Source organism: Microbacterium testaceum StLB037 (assembly GCF_000202635.1).
GTDB classification, from domain to species: domain Bacteria; phylum Actinomycetota; class Actinomycetes; order Actinomycetales; family Microbacteriaceae; genus Microbacterium; species Microbacterium testaceum_F.
Window position 1 is genome coordinate 1,624,444 of record NC_015125.1, and the last position, 16,296, is coordinate 1,640,739.

Here is a 16,296-nt window from a genome sequence, read left to right on the forward strand (position 1 = left end):
TTCGCCGAATCACGCCCCGAGTTTCGGGTGCCTAGTCTTCGTCGTCGCGGGACTGTTCCAGCGCCGCGATGACGAGGTGGGTGAGGTCGATGCTCACGATGCGCGGCTCGTCGCTCATGGCGCCACCGTTTCCTGCACCGGCGTCGGGGTCGGTTGCGGCGTGGCGTTCGGAGAGGCTTCGGTGCTCGGCACCGCGCCCGTCGGCACCGGCTGGACGCGCAGGAAGGGGAAGGTCGGCGTCTTCGCTTTCGCGACGTCTTCCACCTCATCCCAACTCATCACGCCGGCCGGGATCTCGCGCAGCGGGTAGATGTTCCACGCATCCGCGGCCCCCGGTGCCGTGTAGGGCACCGGCACGGGTCCCCCTCCGCCGTAGAAGTAGTTGTCGAAGGGGGCCGAGCCGTTGTCGCTGCCGATGGTTGTGAGCGGCCTGCCGTCCTGATCGAAGAGCTGCACCATCGGAATGGCGTTGCCGTCGGATCCGAAGGCGTAGATGTTGCGGATGCGCTGCCCGTCCAGTGAAAGCCCCGGAGTGATGGATGCCGCGGCGTGATCGTTGTACGACGAGTCCCAGACGAGCGACTGCACGCTGCCGGCGATGCTCACGAGAGTGAACGGGGTCAGCACCAGGGTCACCACGGTCACGGCGGTGCGGATCCCGCGCGTGATCGAGGTGGGCGCCCACCGGCCGCGGCCCCACTGCACGCTCAGCAGCAGCAGGGCTGCCATGAGCACCATGCCGGGGAACTGCGTCGCCCCGACCAGGTACGCGACGGTGCCCGACATCGAGCCGTACCCGGACCAGAAGAGCGGCGCGATGAAGAGGTACAGCACCACCGCGCGGAGCACCCACCAGATCGGACGGAGGGATGCCGCGAACTCGAGCAACCATTCGGCCGCGGGGTTCCGCCGGATCTGCGTGTCGATCGACTTCCGGAGGTCGGCGATGCGCCGCCGGATCGGTACCCGCGCGGCCGCGGGCATGTCGCTGCGCTCCGGGAGCCCCGCGGCCGCGCGGAGTTCGGCGGCGTAGGTCGCGGCATCCGGAAGCGTGAAGGTGTCACCGGCCTCGGCGGCCTGATCCGAGAGGTCGGCTTCGAGACCGTCGAGCAGATCGTCGACGTCGTCGACGGGCAGGTCGTCGAGGTGTCGGCGGACCGCCGCGGCGAAGGCACGGATGTCGTCGTGCACGGGTGTGGTGATCATCGGGCGTCTCCGATCGTGCGCAGCTTCGTGGGGGTCGTGTCGTCGAGGAGGGTGGTCATGGCGGTGGAGAAGTGGGTCCAGCTCTCGCGCTGGGCGTCGAGCAGCTCTTTGCCCTGCGGGTTGATCGCGTAGTACTTGCGGTGCGGTCCCCCCTCGGATGGCACGACGTAACTCGACAGCGCCCCCGCGGAGTACAGGCGTCGCAGCGTGCCGTACACCGAGGCGTCCCCCACTTCGCCGAGTCCCGCCTCGCGCAGGCGCCGCACGATGTCGTAGCCGTACCCGTCGTCGTGCTGCACGACCGCCAACACGGCGGCATCCAGCACCCCCTTCAACAGCTGCGTCGTATCCACACGCGGCTCCCTTCGCTTCTCTGCCTCGGACAGTACCACGCAGTGCGCAGTAGTGCGCGGTGCGAAGGCGTGTCGCGCGTCGCGGCTCCCGGTGGCTTCGACGAGCTCAGCCACCTGCGCTCGGAGGTCCCTGCGCTTGTCGAAGGTTCCGGGACCCCCGCGTGCTGTGCGCGGAGGTCCCTGAGCTTGTCGAAGGGTCCGGTGCCCCAGCGCCCTGCGGACGCGACGGCGGTGCGGGAGGAAGGCCGAGGGGGTGGCATCCATCCCGACGAATGGATGCCACCCCCTCGAGGCGACGATCAGGGAACGACGACCGCGCGCCCGCGCACCTTGCCCGCGTGGAGCTTCTCGTACGCCTCCACCGCTCCGTCGAAGCCGTACCGCTCGACGTGGACGCCGACGGCGCCGCTGCGCGCGAGATCGAGGACCTCGATGAGCTCGCTGCGCGTACCCCAGTACGGCGCGCGCACGGCCGCACCCATGGGTGTGGAGAAGAAGCCGGCGGGGAGGATGCCGCCTCCGATTCCGACGATGTGGATGAAGCTGTCGATCCCGGCGACCTCTCGGGCGAGATCGATGGTGGGCTGGACGCCGACGAAGTCGAAGACCGCTGCGGCTCCGAGTCCGCCCGTCAACTCACGGATGCGCGCGGCGGCGTGCTCGTCGGAGGTCACGGTGTGGTGCGCGCCGACCTCGCGAGCGAGCGCGAGCTTGTCCTCGCCGAGGTCGACCGCGATGACGGTGGCCTGCGAGATCGCGCGCAGGATCTGGACGCCGACGTGTCCGAGACCTCCCACGCCGATCACCACAGCGGTGGCACCGGGGTACAGCTTCTCTTTCGCCGAGACGATCGCGTGGTACGGCGTGAGGCCCGCGTCGGTGAGAGAGACGGTCTCGACGGGGTCGAGGTCGCCGAGGGGCGCGAGGTGGCGCGGATCGTCGACGATCACGTACTCGGCCATGGCGCCCGGGCTGCCGAGGCCGGGAGGGGTGATGCCCATCTCCGCCGCGTGCGGGCAGTAGTTCTCCGCCCCTTTCGCGCAGGCGTGGCAGCGCCCGCATCCCCACGGTCCGTAGATGGCGTAGGCCTCGCCGATGTTCACGCCCTTGACGCCTTCGCCGAGCTCATCGACGACGCCGGCCCCCTCGTGGCCGAGCGTGAGGGGGAGCCCGTACGTGTACTGCTCCTCGGGGAGGTCCATCACGAACCAGTCGGAGTGGCACAGACCCGCCGCCGTCACCTTGAGACGCACCTGGCCCGGGCCCGCGTGAGGCTCCTCGATGTCGACGACCTCGGGGCCCTTGCCGATCTCGCGATACTGCACTGCCTTCATGGCATCCCTTCCTTTCGTTCCCCTCCACCGTGCGTGGTCCGTCGCTTCGCGGGCGCGGGGGTTGACGGCGTTTTCGGGGGATCGGGAACGGTTCTCAACCGGGTGCGGTGGCGGGCGGGCGTCTCCGCCCGCGGTCGCGGTCCGTCGGGGCGCCGTCGTGCAGCGGTCGGGCCCGAGTGCGAGGGCTTCGACGACGACTCGGGCAGCCAGGGCGTGACGGTACCGCCCTCCCGCGAGAGCGACGCCCGACCTAGACTGGCGAAGACCACCGTCACCGCCGATGGGAGTCCCGTGCCTTCTCCGTGGTCGCGACCGCCGATCTCCCCCGAGACCTCGGGGCTGCTGATCGCGCGAGCGCACGAGGAGCTTCTCGCCGGAAACGAGGAAGATCGGCGCCTGAACGACGTGCGGCCGCTTGTGCAGGAGTCGTGGCGCCGGTCGTTGGCGTCCCTCGTCGGACCCGAAGGGCTCCCCTCTCTCGACCTCGCGAGCGACGAGCTCGAGGCGTACCGCCGCGCGCACCCGCTCGCCGGGGTGATGGACATGGTTCGCGCTCTCCTGCTCCCCGGAACGGCCGAGGAGTCGGGGGTCGTCGTGGCGGTGGGCGACGCGGCGGGCCGCCTGCTGTGGGTCGAGGGCGACCGGCACATCCGCGCGCTGACGGGCGACATGGGCTTCGTCGCGGGCGCCAACTGGGCGGAGGATGCCGTCGGCACTTCGGCCCCCGGAACAGCTCTGACGCTGGATCAGTCGGTGCAGATCCGCGGTGCCGAGCATTTCAATCGACTCGTGCAGCCGTGGTCGTGCACCGCGGCGCCCGTGCACGACCCGGAGTCGCGGCGCCTGATCGGTGTGATCGACGTCACGGGAGGGCCCGAGGCGGTGACCCCGCAAGCGCAGTTGCTGGTGGATGCCACGGCCCGGGCGATCGAGAGCGAGATCCTCGTCGCGCGGCTGCGGGCGCAGCAGGCGCCACCGCCGAAGAGATCCGCGCCGTCGCGTGCGCTCCTGCGCATCCTCGGCCGCGACCGGGCGATGCTGGAGGTCGGTGGGGAGACGCTCGAGCTCAGTGCCCGACACGCCGAGATCCTGCTCCTGCTCGCCGTCCATCGCGAGGGACTGTCGGCCGAGGCCCTGAGCGAGGCGGTCTACGGCCACGCAGCGGTCGAGACGCTCCGGCCCGAGATGGTCCGTCTGCGGCGCGTGCTCGCCCCCGTTGCACCTCGCCTGGTCCCGGCATCCCGACCGTATCGGCTGCCCGACGCACTGGAGACCGACGCCCAGCACGTGCTGTCTCTGCTGGATCGCGGGGCGCACCGGGTGGCGCTCGCCGCGTACGCGGGGCCCGTGCTCCCCGAGTCGGATGCTCCGGGCGTCGTCGAGGCGCGCGAGTCGGTGCGCTCGGCGCTGCGGGAGGCGCTCCTCGCCGAGGCGGGCGTCGATGTGCTGCTCGCGTACGCAGAGACCGCGGATGCGCGCGACGACGAGGACGTGCTGCGGCTGTGCCTCGCGATGCTCCCGGCCCGATCGCCGAAGCGGGCGGGGCTCGTCGCACGGCTGGAGCGACTCGACAGCGCGTGAGGTCGCACGCGAGGGCGCTCGCGACGCGCCGGAGGGGTGCCCGATGTCGGAGGCCCTCGTTACGCTGAACATATGGACGAAAAGGCGCTCGACATCTTCTCGGCAGCTCGCGCTCGACGCGACGTGGGGCGCATTCGCGAGGCTCTCGCCGAGGTGAAGGCGGGCGACGTCGCTCGGGTCATCGTCCGTTCGCCGCGGTACGGGCTGTATGCGATCGAGGGCACCGTGCGCATCGGCGTGGGCGGTCAGCCTCTCGTCGGTGACATCATCCTGGGCACGAGCTCCGAGATCCAGCGGATCGACGTGGGCATCGAGTCGCCCGAACCGGCTCTCGGGGCCGACGTGGTCGATCCGTCGACACTCCCCCACGGAACCCCCGTTCGCGTGACGTTCTCCACGCCCACGAACCAGACTTTCGCGCTGACCGGTCCGATCACCGCCGGCAACGACCGCTTCCTCCTCGTCGGCAGCTGGATCGTCGCCGACGATCGCACGATCGCCCCTCGCGTCATCAGCATCGAGCGTCTCGACGACGTCGACCTGCACGAGGTGAACGTCCCGCCGCTGCGCTCGGTGCTGGCCGACGCCGACGCCTGACGGCACGCGCGGAACGGATGCCACGGCCTCGGGGTCGTGGCATCCGTCGTTCCTGCGCTGAGTCGGGGTTGCGCCCCGGGCGCGGCGGCGCTGCGCTGTGCGCCGGGTGGTCGTGCCATGCGCCGGGTGGCCGCGCCATGCGCCGGATGGCCGCGCTATGCGCCGGATGGTCGCGCTGTGCGCCGGGTGGTCGCGCTGTGCGCCGGGTGGTCGCGCTGTGCGCCGAGCGGCGCGTCGTTCGCCGAGATCACACCTTCGTGCCGAGATGGCACGTATTTCGAGCGAAATTGCGAGGGATCTCGCGCGGGACGTGTGATCTCGGGCGTCGTGCGCCGCCGCCCACCCCGTGCAACCCGATGCAACCTCCCCCGGCGTAGCGTCGGCGCATCGCCGCCCGGAGCCTGCGCGGCGACTCATGACCGTCGAAGGAGACACGCATGACCATCGTCGAAGAAGGCGTCTCGAGCGTCTACGCCGCCCCCGGAACGCGCGGGGCCGTCGCCCAGTACCGCGAGCGGTACGGGCACTACATCGGTGGCGAATGGGTTGAACCGCACAGCGGCGAGTACTTCGAAAACATCACCCCCGTCACCGGTAAGCCGTTCTGCGAGGTCGGTCGCGGCGACGCGCACGACATCGACCGGGCAGTGGATGCCGGCTGGAAGGCGTTCGCGACGTGGAAGAAGACCACGCCCGCTGAGCGCAGCGTCATCCTGAACAAGATCGCCGACCGGATCGAGGAGAACCTCGAGAAGATCGCGGTCGCCGAGACGTGGGAGAACGGCAAGCCCGTCCGCGAGACGCTCGCCGCCGACATTCCGCTGACCGTCGACCACTTCCGCTACTTCGCGGGCGTGCTGCGGGCGCAGGAAGGCTCGCTCAGCCAGCTCGACGAGAACACCGTGGCCTACCACTTCAACGAGCCGCTCGGTGTGGTCGGGCAGATCATCCCGTGGAACTTCCCCATTCTCATGGCGGCATGGAAGCTCGCCCCGGCGCTCGCCGCCGGCAACTGCGTCGTGATCAAGCCCGCGGAGCAGACCCCGGCATCCCTGCTCTTCCTGTTCGACATCATCGGCGACCTGCTTCCGGCGGGCGTCGTCAACATCGTCAACGGCTTCGGCATCGAGGCGGGGGCGCCGCTCGCGCAGCACAAGCGCATCCGCAAGATCGCCTTCACCGGAGAGACCACGACCGGGCGTCTGATCATGCAGTACGCGTCGCAGAACCTCATCCCCGTGACGCTCGAGCTCGGCGGCAAGAGCCCGAACGTGTTCTTCGAGGACGTGGCGCTCCGCAGCGACGACGCTTACTACGACAAGGCGCTCGAGGGTTTCACGATGTTCGCGCTCAACCAGGGCGAGGTGTGCACGTGCCCCTCGCGGTCGCTCATCCAGCGGTCGATTTACGATCAGTTCCTCGGTGATGGTCTCGAGCGCGTGAAGAAGGTGCGCCAGGGGAACCCGCTCGACCCCGAGACGATGATCGGCGCACAGGCCTCGAACGACCAGCTCGAGAAGATCCTGTCGTACATCGACATCGGCAAGCAGGGCGGAGCGAAGCTGCTCACGGGCGGCGAGCGCGTCGACCTCGGCGGAGACCTGTCGGGCGGCTACTACGTCGCGCCGACCGTGTTCGAGGGCACGAACGACATGCGCATCTTCCAGGAGGAGATCTTCGGGCCCGTCCTCTCGGTCACGTCGTTCGACGACTTCGACGACGCCATCTCGATCGCCAACGACACGCTTTACGGTCTCGGCGCCGGCGTGTGGAGCCGGAGCGGCGACACGGCGTACCGCGCGGGCCGGGCGATTGAGGCCGGACGCGTCTGGACGAACACGTACCACCAGTACCCCGCGCACGCGGCGTTCGGCGGGTACAAGCAGTCGGGCATCGGCCGCGAGAACCATCTCAAGATGCTCGATCACTACCAGCAGACGAAGAACCTGCTGGTGTCGTATGCCGACGGGGTTATGGGCTTCTTCTGATCGGCGGAGCCGGGGCCGCGGCGGGTGGCCTCGGCTCTCGTGACGTGACCCCCGGGTTCGCGCCCGGGGGTCGCACCGCCCGGTCGGTGCCGCTTCGGTGCCGCAACTCGCCTCGGCCGGGCCGAGGCTGCCGCGCGGCCTCTCGTCCCACTTATGGCGGGTTACGGGACCTCCAGCCGACACATTCTGGGACATGAACCGAAAGGAGTGGGACATGACGACGCAGCTCTCCCGCGTGGACGTGACGGATGCCGCGGCCGCGCTGCTGCGCGACCTCACGGCCCAGCACGGCCCCCTGATGTTCCACCAGTCCGGCGGGTGCTGCGACGGCAGTTCGCCGATGTGCTACCCGGTGGGGATGTTCCTGACCGGACCGAGCGACGTGCGCCTGGGCACCATCGAGGTGGGTCTAGAGGAGCCGATCGAGGTCTTCATGTCGGAGTCGCAGTTCGAGTACTGGAAGTTCACGCACCTGACGATCGACGTCGTGCCGGGGCGCGGCGCGGGCTTCTCAGTCGAGGGGCCGACGGGGATGCGATTCCTCATCCGGTCGCGGATGCTGACGGAGGAGGAGGCGGTGGCGTTCGGGGTGGGTGCGTGACGTGGCGGGGACAGCAGGTGAGTAGTTGACGGCGCCCATCGAGGCACAAGGAGGGGCACCCCGGGCACCTTTCCGGGGTGCCCTGGGTCAGTTCTCTGTGCTATCGGCCGTCTTGAGTTGCCGTCGGGTGCGGTTTCTCATCATGGCGGTCACGGCGTACCCCAGACAGATACCTGAGGGCGCTAGGACAGCTTCGGGCGCGAGCGCCGCGGTGCTGAGAGCGGCGAAGCACACGGCGCTCACGCTGCCCCACAGGGCGCGGGAACTTCGCAGCTCGAGGGCCAAACCCGTACCCACACCGACGAGGTTCGCAAGCACGGTCACGACCACGGGGACGCGGAGGAACTCGAGGATCTCGTGCACGGCTCAGCAGTACGTGTGTGAGATGGCGCCGGGCAGTGGGGCGACAACGATGTGCAGGCACCCTTTCGGCCGCAGTCTGTTCGCCGTGGCTGCCTGCACCTGCAGGTATCCCGACCAGAGACCGCACGCGAGTGTGAGTCTCTGGTTACGAGCGAGCGCGGCGCAGAAGGAAGCGGCGGCGGCGTAGTCCTTGATGCTCGCCGTCTCCGATCGGCTCAGGGTGAGACCCCAAGCGGCGTTGCGCCAGCCCCAGGTGGGGTCAGCGACGACCGGGTAGGCCGTGCTGGCCGTGGGGGTGACGATCTGTACCAGTCGATCGCCGCGCACCTCATAGTGCGTGGGCACCGACGCCCCTGTCGCGTCTGTGGCCCAGGGGGCATCGACGGGGACGAAGGCACCCTCGCTTCCGTTCTGCACGAAGCCGGCGTTGCCCGCGGAGTCGATGACCGCACGGAAGCCTTCCATGCCGAACGCAGCCTCATGAGTGGCATCTCGATCAGGGATCACCGTCTGCACCCGGGTGTCGCCGGACTCGAGGGTCTGGACAGCTACACTTGCGTCGCTCTCGCTCGGGTAGACGACGGTTCCGTCAGCGGTGGCCTCCGCGGCCGCGAGGTCGAGTCCGTTCGGCAGAGTGATGTTTGCCGAGATCTCGCGTCCGGCTACGTCGGCCGTCACCTCGATCGGCTGTGCAGGGTCAACGGGGATAGTGGTTGTGGCGTCAGGTGTGAACGTTTCGAAAGCAATGCCCGTCGCGCTCGCATCGACCGGCTGTGCGCCGTCGGGTGTGGCGCCCGCCACGAGCGCTGCGACGGCAGAAGGATCGGCCGTATCTACGCTGGTTTCTGCCGAGGCCGGTGTTGCCGAGAAGGCGACGACACAGCATGCGATTGCGGCGACGCTCACCTTCGACAGGAGCGCCGCCCGGTGGCGCGCGGTGAAGATTCTCATTGGATGCACCTTTCTACGACCACGATGTAGGCACGACGAGGTCACCGACATGACCGAGTGCAGACGATGGAAGGTCGCGGATAGGAGCATATTGAGATGCGCATGTTTACATGCAAGGTTGAAGAAAACTTCATCATCCGGAGTCGGTGTCACCCAAACGGACGACAACGCGAATTCGCCCAGAGGGTGACCCGCGGTGAGCTATCGCGCCGCTGCAGCCGCCCCGTTTCACAGTCGCCCGCACGGCATTCGCTGGATTCCGCCCGCCGGTCTTGCCGATCGCGCGCGACATGGCTTTTTCTCCGTTCCACGGCGACGTGCCCCGCGCGGAGTCGGCGATCTGGCCGCCGTCGCTGAGTAGTGAGCAGGCGTGAGCGGGCGAACCTCACCACCAGCCGGGTGAAAACAGATCCCTGATGCTCCGTCGTCCGTGCTGTGCTCGCTAGCTTGTGGTGCCCCCGGGCCCGACGCCCGCTTCGAGGAACGCGGGATTTCTGTGCGAGAGGTGCCCGATGAGGTTCACTGTTTGCCGTCGACGTGAGCTGAGGCGCGGACTCAGCGCCGATCGACTCTTCATGATGGTCTGTTCGTTCGCCATCTCGATCGGGGTGACAATCGTCGCCGCGCTCGCGCTCACCGCATTGGCGTTCGGTCAGGTCGTCACGATTCAGATTCCGCTCGTCGCGACGTTCCGTGGGTTCTCCGCAGAGGGCGGTGCACATGCCGTGACCGTGCAGGGATCGTGGGGCGGAGCGCTAGGAGTCATCCTTCTCCTCGCGACTCCTCTGTGTGCTGTTGCGATCGCTCACCGCGATGGCGGTAGCTGACTGATCGTCGGGTGTGGCTCCGGAACACGTGCGGAGCCACACCTAGCGAGGGCTATAGCCACCCCCGCTCCACCGCCACCCGCACGGCATCCGCCCGATTCCGCCCCCCGGTCTTGCCGATCGCGCTCGACAGATGGTTCTTCACCGTCCCCTCGGACAGATGGACCGTGCGCGCGATGTCCGCGATCGAGCCGCCGTCGCGCGCCGCGGAGAGCACGTCGGTCTCCCGCTCCGTGAGCGGTGAGTCACCCTGCGCGAGCGACTCCGCGGCGAGGGCCGGATCGACGACGCGGAGGCCGAGAGACACGCGCCGCACCGCATCGGCCAGCTCCGCGGCCGGAGTGTCCTTCACCACGAATCCCGACGCGCCGGCCTGCATGGCACGCGCCAGGTAGCCGGGGCGTCCGAAGGTCGTGACGATGAGGGCGCGGCATCCGGGAACCTCGGAACGAAGGAGGGATGCCGCGGCGATCCCGTCGATGCCGGGCATCTCGATGTCGAGCAGGGCGACGTCGGCTTCGGACGCTCGCGCGGCCTCGACCACCTCGTCGCCGCGGCCGACCTGCGCCACGACCTCGATGTCGTGCTCGAGACCGAGTAAGGCCGCAAGGGCGCCGCGCACGAGCGCCTGGTCATCGGCGATGAGGAGTCGGATCACCAGGCCACCTTCACTTTGAATCCGCCCAGGTCGCTACGGCCGACAGTCAGACGGGCGCCGGACGTCTCTACCCGCTCCCGGAGGCCGGTCAGCCCCGAGCCCGTGGATGCCGTGGTCGAGGGGCCGCACCCGTCATCGGCCACCTCGATCGACCGTCCGTCGAGCCGCACTCGGCAGGCGGTGGCACCGGAGTGGCGGATGACGTTCGTCACGGCTTCACGCACGACCCAGCCCGCGAGCTCGCGGCGGTCGGCGGGCACCTGTTCCGTCGTTCCGGGGAGGTCGGCGGAGACTCCGGCGCTCTCCAGCGCCGCCCGCGCGGCCGCGAGCTCTCCGCTGATGCTGACACCGCGATACCCGTGGACCGTCGTGCGGACGTCGGAGAGGGCGCCGCGAGCCAGCTGCTCGATCTGCGTGATCTCGTCGCGGGCGGCCGGGGAGCCGGCATCCAGGAGTCTTCCGGCCAGCTCCGCCTTGACGGTGATCACGGTGAGGGAGTGGCCGAGGATGTCGTGGACATCGCGCGCGACGCGGCCGCGTTCCTTCTCTGCGGCGAGTTCGGCGATCTGAGCCTGCGCGTCGCGGAGGCGCTCGAGGGTGGTGATGTTCTGCATGAAGCTGAACATCATGATCGAGATCGAGAGGATGATCGCTGAGTTGAGCACGCTCGTGAAGGTGTCGGCGCCGCTCCACTCCCCCACGGCGAACGAGAGGCCGCTCAGCACGCCCACGGTCGTCCACATGGTCCGGCGCCCCATGCGCGAGACAGCGACCGAGACGCCCACGAACGTCCACATCCACCGGACGTCGGCACCGAGCCACGGCCAGAGGGACAGGCTCAGAGCGAAGAGCGCCACGGGGGGAAGCAACCGGCGGCCGAACGACGGGGTGATGCGCGCGAGGGGTGCGGTCGCCATGAACAGCGCCGCGAACACGACGACGATCGCCGTTCCGACGACCCGCGGGGCCAGGCCCGGTTCTTCCCACAGGGTGAGCAGCGTCGGGAGGGTCCAGATCAGCGAGATCGAGGAACCGATCAGCCACCCGCGTTGAAACGGGCGACGGCCCGGAACGATCGCTCGTTCCGGGCCGGTCGTCATGCTCACGTCGTTCACGATAGGCGTGTCACGCGCGCCGCGTGTCGCGACGGAAGAAGTACACGGTCCCCGCGATGAACACCGCGAGCCAGATGACCGCGTTGATCAGGGCGCCGAGGTCGAAGGCATCCCCCGTCAGAGGCGACCGGGCGAGCTCGCCGATGCCGTACACGGGCGTCAGCTTGCCGATCACCTGGAGGAAGTCGGGCATCGAGGACAGCGGGAAGAACAGGCCGCCGAGGAACGACAGCAGCACCACGGCGAGGCTCGTGATCTGCGCCGCGTTCTCGCCCGGCACCATGTATCCGACCATGAGACCGAGCGTCGTGAACACCGCGCTGGCCAGGAGCCACGCCGCGAGACCCGTCACGATCCACTGCACGGGGGCGAGGGTCACGCCGGCGAAGGCGGCGACGGCGTAGGTGGCGATGACCGCGATGAGGCCGAACATCATGCCTGCCATCATCTTGACGACGACGTTGGCGACGGGGTTCAGCGGCGTGAGGCGCAGCTGGCGGCTCCAGCCCTGCGCGCGCTCGACCGCGACCGACGCCCCGGTCTGGGTCGCCGACATCATGGTTCCGTACATGGCCATCGAGACCATGATGTAGGCGGCCACCGACACTCCCCCGGATGCCAACGGGGTATCGGTCAGCGGAACGTCGAGTGTCTGGAACCCCACGATGAAGAACATCAGCACGGGGAACGCGACCGTGAACAGGAGGCTGCGCGGGTTGCGGAGCTTGCGCATCAGCTCGATGCGGAGGTAGGTGAGCGTGAAGCCGCCGAAGGCGGGGACCGGGCGGTCGAGGGCGATGGCGGTCATCGGACTGCTCCATTCAGGGCGGGCGCGGCGTTGTCGGCGGTGAGGGTGAGGAAGACGCTCTCGAGGTTCTGCGCCGTGATCTCCACGTCGCGCGCGTCCGTGGTGGTCAGCAGGTGGCGCGCGAGGGCGTCGGAGTCGCTCGTGCGGATGGCGACGCGCTCGCCGGCGGTCTCGACCGAGTCGACGCCCGGGAGGGCCGCGAGTGCGGCGAGATCGGCATCCGGAAGCGTCGCGTGCACCATGCGACCGGACACGAGGTTCTTGATCTCGGACGTGGGGCCGTCGGCGACGATCTCTCCCCCGCGCATGAGCACGATGCGGTCGGCGTACTCGTCGGCCTCGTCGAGGTAGTGCGTCGCGAACATGACGGTGCGGCCACGGGCGGCATCCGCCCGGATCGCATTCCAGAACGAGCGGCGCGCCTCGACGTCCATGCCGGTGGTCGGCTCGTCGAGGATGAGCAGGGCGGGGTCGCTCACGAGCGCCATCGCAAAGCGCAGCCGCTGCTGCTCTCCACCCGAGCAGAGGCCGACGCGTCGGCTCGCCAGATTCCGGATGCCGGCCCGCTCGAGCGCTTCATCGACGGGACGCTTCTCGGCGAACAGGCTCGCCGTGAGCTCGACGGTCTCGCGGACGGTCAGGTCTTTCAACAGCCCACCCGTCTGCAGCACCGCGGAGACGAGACCCCGGGCGATCGCGCCGCGGGGGCTGTGCCCGAAGACGCTGATCGAGCCGGAATCGGGGGTGCTCAGACCGAGGATCATGTCGATCGTCGTGGTCTTGCCCGCGCCGTTCGGGCCGAGGAACGCGACGATCTCGCCCGGCTTGATCGAGAGGTCGATGCCGCGGACGGCATGAACGGAGCCGAAGCTCTTGACGACGCCCCGCGCGTCGATCGCGGCGGGAGTGGGGGTGGAGGAGGTCATGTCTTCATGCTGGCCGGAAGTCGGCCGCACGACCTCAGACTCCCGTCACGTTGTGGGGGTGACGTTCGTCATGGGTGTGGGGCGGGTGCGGGGAATCAACGCGATGTCCCAGATGACTGCGGGCGCGCCCAGCATCCGTGCGGCGAGTCCGGCTCCGCCCCACGCAGAGAGGGACAGAGCCTCATCGGCCGTGGAGGAGCGCGTCCCTGTCAGGCGACGCTCGTGGGATCGCACGGTGACCTTGCGGCCACTCCGCCACGTTCCGTCCGCGGCGAGTCGCCCTGAGACGCGTCGTCGAGAGGACGCCACTCGGGTGGTTCGCGGCGTTCCCCCCATGGTGAAAACTCTCAAGACGGCTGCGAAGAACACCACGAAGCACAGGGCGGGAACGACGACAGGTGAGAGGGCGGCGAGGACGAGCATCCCGCCGCCGTGATTCCACCGTCGGATGCGACCGGCCGGCAGGCAGCACGCGACGACGACATTCGTGACGGTGGAGGCGGCGCAGAGCACCGTCGTGGCGATCAGGAGGGGCGCAGCCACCGGCCACATACCGGCGAGGGGCTGCGGCGGAAGAAAGAAGGAGATGACGAAGGCGTCGAACCAGAGAGCCGCAGGCAGGAGCATCGCGCCGATCGCCAAGGAGGTCGGCGTCCCGGCATCGTCGAGACGCCGCCACAGGGCGGCGGTCAACGACAGAACCCACCACCCGCCGAGGGCGACGACCGTCGCCGCGACGACGGCGGACGGTGCCGGGATGCGGCTCACGGCGCCGATGATCAGGATGCCGAGGGGCAGGCCCACGAGGACGAAGGGCCAGAACCGGGCTCGGTGGTCGCTCCCACGGAACGCGAAGGCCCGTGCGTAGCCCCGGACGGCGTCGAGGGCGAGCTTCCCCCACGTGATGCGTCGCATCCGAGCCACCCTCTGGTGCAGGGCCTCGCGCGCGGTGGGACGGCGGGGAGGAGGCGTCGGAGTGGACACGCGGTTCTCGGCGGCCTGGAACTGCGTCCAGATGCGCTCACGCGCCCGCGGGTCTTCGGGCGGACCGAGCGCGCGCAGCTCCTCCAGGAGGTTTGCGATCTCCTCTCGCGCTTTGGCGGGATCGGAGAGCTGACTCGCGCGCTCCGCCCGCTGCACGATGCGGACGTAGGGGGTCAGATCGGTCACGGCCGGACGATTTCGAAGCCGCCCGCGCCGTCGACGGTGATCCGCTCCCCAATGCGGCGGAAGTCGGCGCTGTGACCGTCCTGGCCCGTGTGTTCGAAAGCGCCGACGAAGCGGTAGTAGATCCGCCCGAACTCGTCGCGATAGTGCGCGAACACGAGTCTCTTCTCCCCCGTGCCGGTGCCGACCGGAAGTGGAGCGGGGTCGACTCCGACGGTCACATCCACCGCGAGCCGCTGCACGATGCGCCGGCCGTCGTCGAGCAGCGCGTTGTGCCACTCCTTGTTCGGGTAGAGCTTCGGGAACCACACCTGCACGGTCGGCGACACACGCAGCATGCCGGAGCGGTGCATGACGAGATCCTTGCCGAAGAGACGGGCGACATCGATGTGGCGACGGAAACGGGCATCCTCCTGGACGCCGACTCCCCCACGGACGATCCATTCGGCGGGGTCGGACGTGCGCCCGAACCGGAACGGCACGAAGGTGCCCTTCTTGATCTGTGCGCGCTTCCGCTCGCGGATGTCGACGACCAACTCGTCGATCCGCTCCCGCGCGTCGTCCAGGGTGCGGATGTCCTGCATCTTCCACCGCCAGAACTCGACGTTCGCGATGTCGATGACCCGGCGTTCCCGGAGCCGGTCCTGCGCGACCTGGTCGACGTGTTGGAGCTCGTCGATCTCTACGGCCAACCGGAACTGCGGGAAGTAGAGGTCGAGTAGCGCGAGCTTTTCGGCTTCGCGGGCGGGAACGGCCTGCTGGGTGACCCATTCGATCTCGGGGTCGTCCAACGCGTGCACGATGCGGCTGATCGCCCACACCTCGAACTTCTTGTGCACGATCTTCTGCAGCCGCAGCGCCTGCCATTCGAGTTCGGCGTCGATCGGGGGAACCGCGAGGGGCTTGTCGGCATCCGCGGTGCGGACGCGGTCGATGCGAGGCATCAGTCGACCGGTCGGATGTCGTAGCCGAGGACCGTGCGGAAGTGGTCGATCATCGCGAGGTGCGCGGCGCCGCCGCTGGTGGAGCCGAAACCGAGTCTCCAGCCGGTGCGGAGGGTCTCGCCGTCGAGGCGGATGACTCCGTCGTCACCGTGCGAGGTGAGCCAACGTTCGCCTTTCTTTCGTTCACCCTCCTTCTGGCCGGGGTGGACGACCTGCTGCAGAAGCAGGCGCGGGTTGAATGGGCCACCCGCCGCGTGCGGCTCTATGACCGGGCGGACCATGTCCCCGAACGCTTCGTCGAATGCGGCGCGGGTGGTGATCTCGGGGTGCTCACGCAGCCATCGCGCGCCGGCCAGGGCGAGCACATCCCACTTGCCGAGCTTCTCGGGGTCGTCGCCCCAGGTGAACTTGGTGCGATCGACGACATTGGTATGGAAGGTGGCGTCGGCCGCCTCCTGCCGCGTGCGGGCACCCTCATCCGACTGCACGACCGCGTACACGCGTTTGATGGATGCCAGAACCGCGTCGCGGACCTGGGGCTTCAGATCGTTGAACGCCGTCATTGCGTTCTGCCGATCGAGTGCGACGCCGTGGACATAGGTCAGGAAGTCGCGGTCGGATGCCGAGAGCGTCGGCTTCGCGAGGAGTTCGACGATCTCCCTCGTCGTGAGTGAGGCCTGGATGTCGAGCGCGATCTGGGTGTCTTCGAATCGCCGACGGCGGTGGTCGCCGACGAACTGGAAGACGGTCAGGAGTCCCAGCGCGAGGGTCGTTACGACTCCGAACGCGAAGTCGAGGAGTTCAATGTCCACCGTTTCATCCAATGGGATGCCGGTGCGTCGAGGTGGTCGTCAGCTGTTCGGGTTCGTTCGGATTC

At 68.8% G+C, this 16,296-nt stretch carries 15 protein-coding genes; 4 read left to right on the plus strand and 11 right to left on the minus strand.

Translation table 11 applies throughout. The annotated features are described in order from the left end of the window. Window positions 1–114 precede the first annotated feature (114 nt). The 3 genes from MTES_RS07445 to MTES_RS07455 all read right to left on the minus strand — a co-directional run bounded on the left by MTES_RS07445 (window position 115) and on the right by MTES_RS07455 (window position 2,893). Window positions 115–1,206, minus strand: a complete 1,092-nt coding sequence (locus MTES_RS07445; RefSeq protein ID WP_013584614.1) for a hypothetical protein — start codon at window positions 1,204–1,206, stop codon at window positions 115–117. After that, window positions 1,203–1,559 carry a PadR family transcriptional regulator gene (locus MTES_RS07450; RefSeq protein WP_013584615.1) on the minus strand — a complete coding sequence of 119 codons (357 nt, stop codon included), beginning with the start codon at window positions 1,557–1,559 and terminating at the stop codon, window positions 1,203–1,205. The genes MTES_RS07445 and MTES_RS07450 overlap by 4 nt, the downstream gene beginning before the upstream one ends. A 299-nt stretch (window positions 1,560–1,858) precedes the next feature. Continuing rightward, entirely contained in the window at window positions 1,859–2,893 is a 1,035-nt protein-coding gene (locus MTES_RS07455; RefSeq protein ID WP_013584616.1) for an NAD(P)-dependent alcohol dehydrogenase, read from the minus strand. A gap of 291 nt (window positions 2,894–3,184) precedes the next feature. On the opposite strand from MTES_RS07455, the gene MTES_RS07460 reads away from it, so the two are divergent. The 4 genes from MTES_RS07460 to MTES_RS07475 all read left to right on the plus strand — a co-directional run bounded on the left by MTES_RS07460 (window position 3,185) and on the right by MTES_RS07475 (window position 7,660). After that, on the plus strand, window positions 3,185–4,474 hold the full coding sequence (locus MTES_RS07460) for a GAF domain-containing protein (protein WP_043361168.1): 1,290 nt from the start codon (window positions 3,185–3,187) through the stop codon (window positions 4,472–4,474). A gap of 72 nt (window positions 4,475–4,546) precedes the next feature. Further along, complete coding sequence (locus MTES_RS07465; RefSeq protein ID WP_013584618.1) at window positions 4,547–5,071, plus strand: hypothetical protein; 525 nt, start codon at window positions 4,547–4,549, stop codon at window positions 5,069–5,071. Window positions 5,072–5,508: 437 nt separating this feature from the next. After that, window positions 5,509–7,059 (plus strand): aldehyde dehydrogenase family protein, encoded by a 1,551-nt coding sequence (locus tag MTES_RS07470; RefSeq protein WP_013584619.1) that lies wholly within the window; start codon window positions 5,509–5,511, stop codon window positions 7,057–7,059. Between the two features lie 214 nt (window positions 7,060–7,273). Beyond that, entirely contained in the window at window positions 7,274–7,660 is a 387-nt protein-coding gene (locus MTES_RS07475) for a DUF779 domain-containing protein (protein ID WP_013584620.1), read from the plus strand. A gap of 366 nt (window positions 7,661–8,026) precedes the next feature. Here MTES_RS07475 and MTES_RS07485 read toward each other — a convergent pair whose 3' ends face one another. The 8 genes from MTES_RS07485 to MTES_RS07525 all read right to left on the minus strand — a co-directional run bounded on the left by MTES_RS07485 (window position 8,027) and on the right by MTES_RS07525 (window position 16,231). Next, complete coding sequence (locus MTES_RS07485) at window positions 8,027–8,974, minus strand: hypothetical protein (RefSeq protein ID WP_013584622.1); 948 nt, start codon at window positions 8,972–8,974, stop codon at window positions 8,027–8,029. A gap of 879 nt (window positions 8,975–9,853) precedes the next feature. After that, window positions 9,854–10,459, minus strand: coding sequence for a response regulator transcription factor (locus MTES_RS07495; RefSeq protein ID WP_013584624.1), 606 nt, complete (start codon window positions 10,457–10,459; stop codon window positions 9,854–9,856). Then, window positions 10,456–11,559, minus strand: coding sequence for a sensor histidine kinase (locus tag MTES_RS07500; protein WP_013584625.1), 1,104 nt, complete (start codon window positions 11,557–11,559; stop codon window positions 10,456–10,458). The genes MTES_RS07495 and MTES_RS07500 overlap by 4 nt, the downstream gene beginning before the upstream one ends. Before the next feature lie 25 nt (window positions 11,560–11,584). Further along, window positions 11,585–12,382, minus strand: a complete 798-nt coding sequence (locus tag MTES_RS07505) for an ABC transporter permease (protein WP_013584626.1) — start codon at window positions 12,380–12,382, stop codon at window positions 11,585–11,587. Next, window positions 12,379–13,308 carry an ABC transporter ATP-binding protein gene (locus tag MTES_RS07510; RefSeq protein ID WP_013584627.1) on the minus strand — a complete coding sequence of 310 codons (930 nt, stop codon included), beginning with the start codon at window positions 13,306–13,308 and terminating at the stop codon, window positions 12,379–12,381. Before MTES_RS07510 ends, MTES_RS07505 begins: the two co-directional genes overlap by 4 nt. A gap of 45 nt (window positions 13,309–13,353) precedes the next feature. After that, window positions 13,354–14,478 (minus strand): hypothetical protein, encoded by a 1,125-nt coding sequence (locus MTES_RS07515; RefSeq protein ID WP_013584628.1) that lies wholly within the window; start codon window positions 14,476–14,478, stop codon window positions 13,354–13,356. Continuing rightward, a complete protein-coding gene (locus tag MTES_RS07520) occupies window positions 14,475–15,419 on the minus strand; it encodes an AbaSI family restriction endonuclease (RefSeq protein WP_013584629.1) in 945 nt (314 codons plus the stop codon). Before MTES_RS07520 ends, MTES_RS07515 begins: the two co-directional genes overlap by 4 nt. Next, on the minus strand, window positions 15,419–16,231 hold the full coding sequence (locus MTES_RS07525) for a hypothetical protein (RefSeq protein ID WP_013584630.1): 813 nt from the start codon (window positions 16,229–16,231) through the stop codon (window positions 15,419–15,421). The genes MTES_RS07520 and MTES_RS07525 overlap by 1 nt, the downstream gene beginning before the upstream one ends. Window positions 16,232–16,296 lie beyond the last annotated feature (65 nt).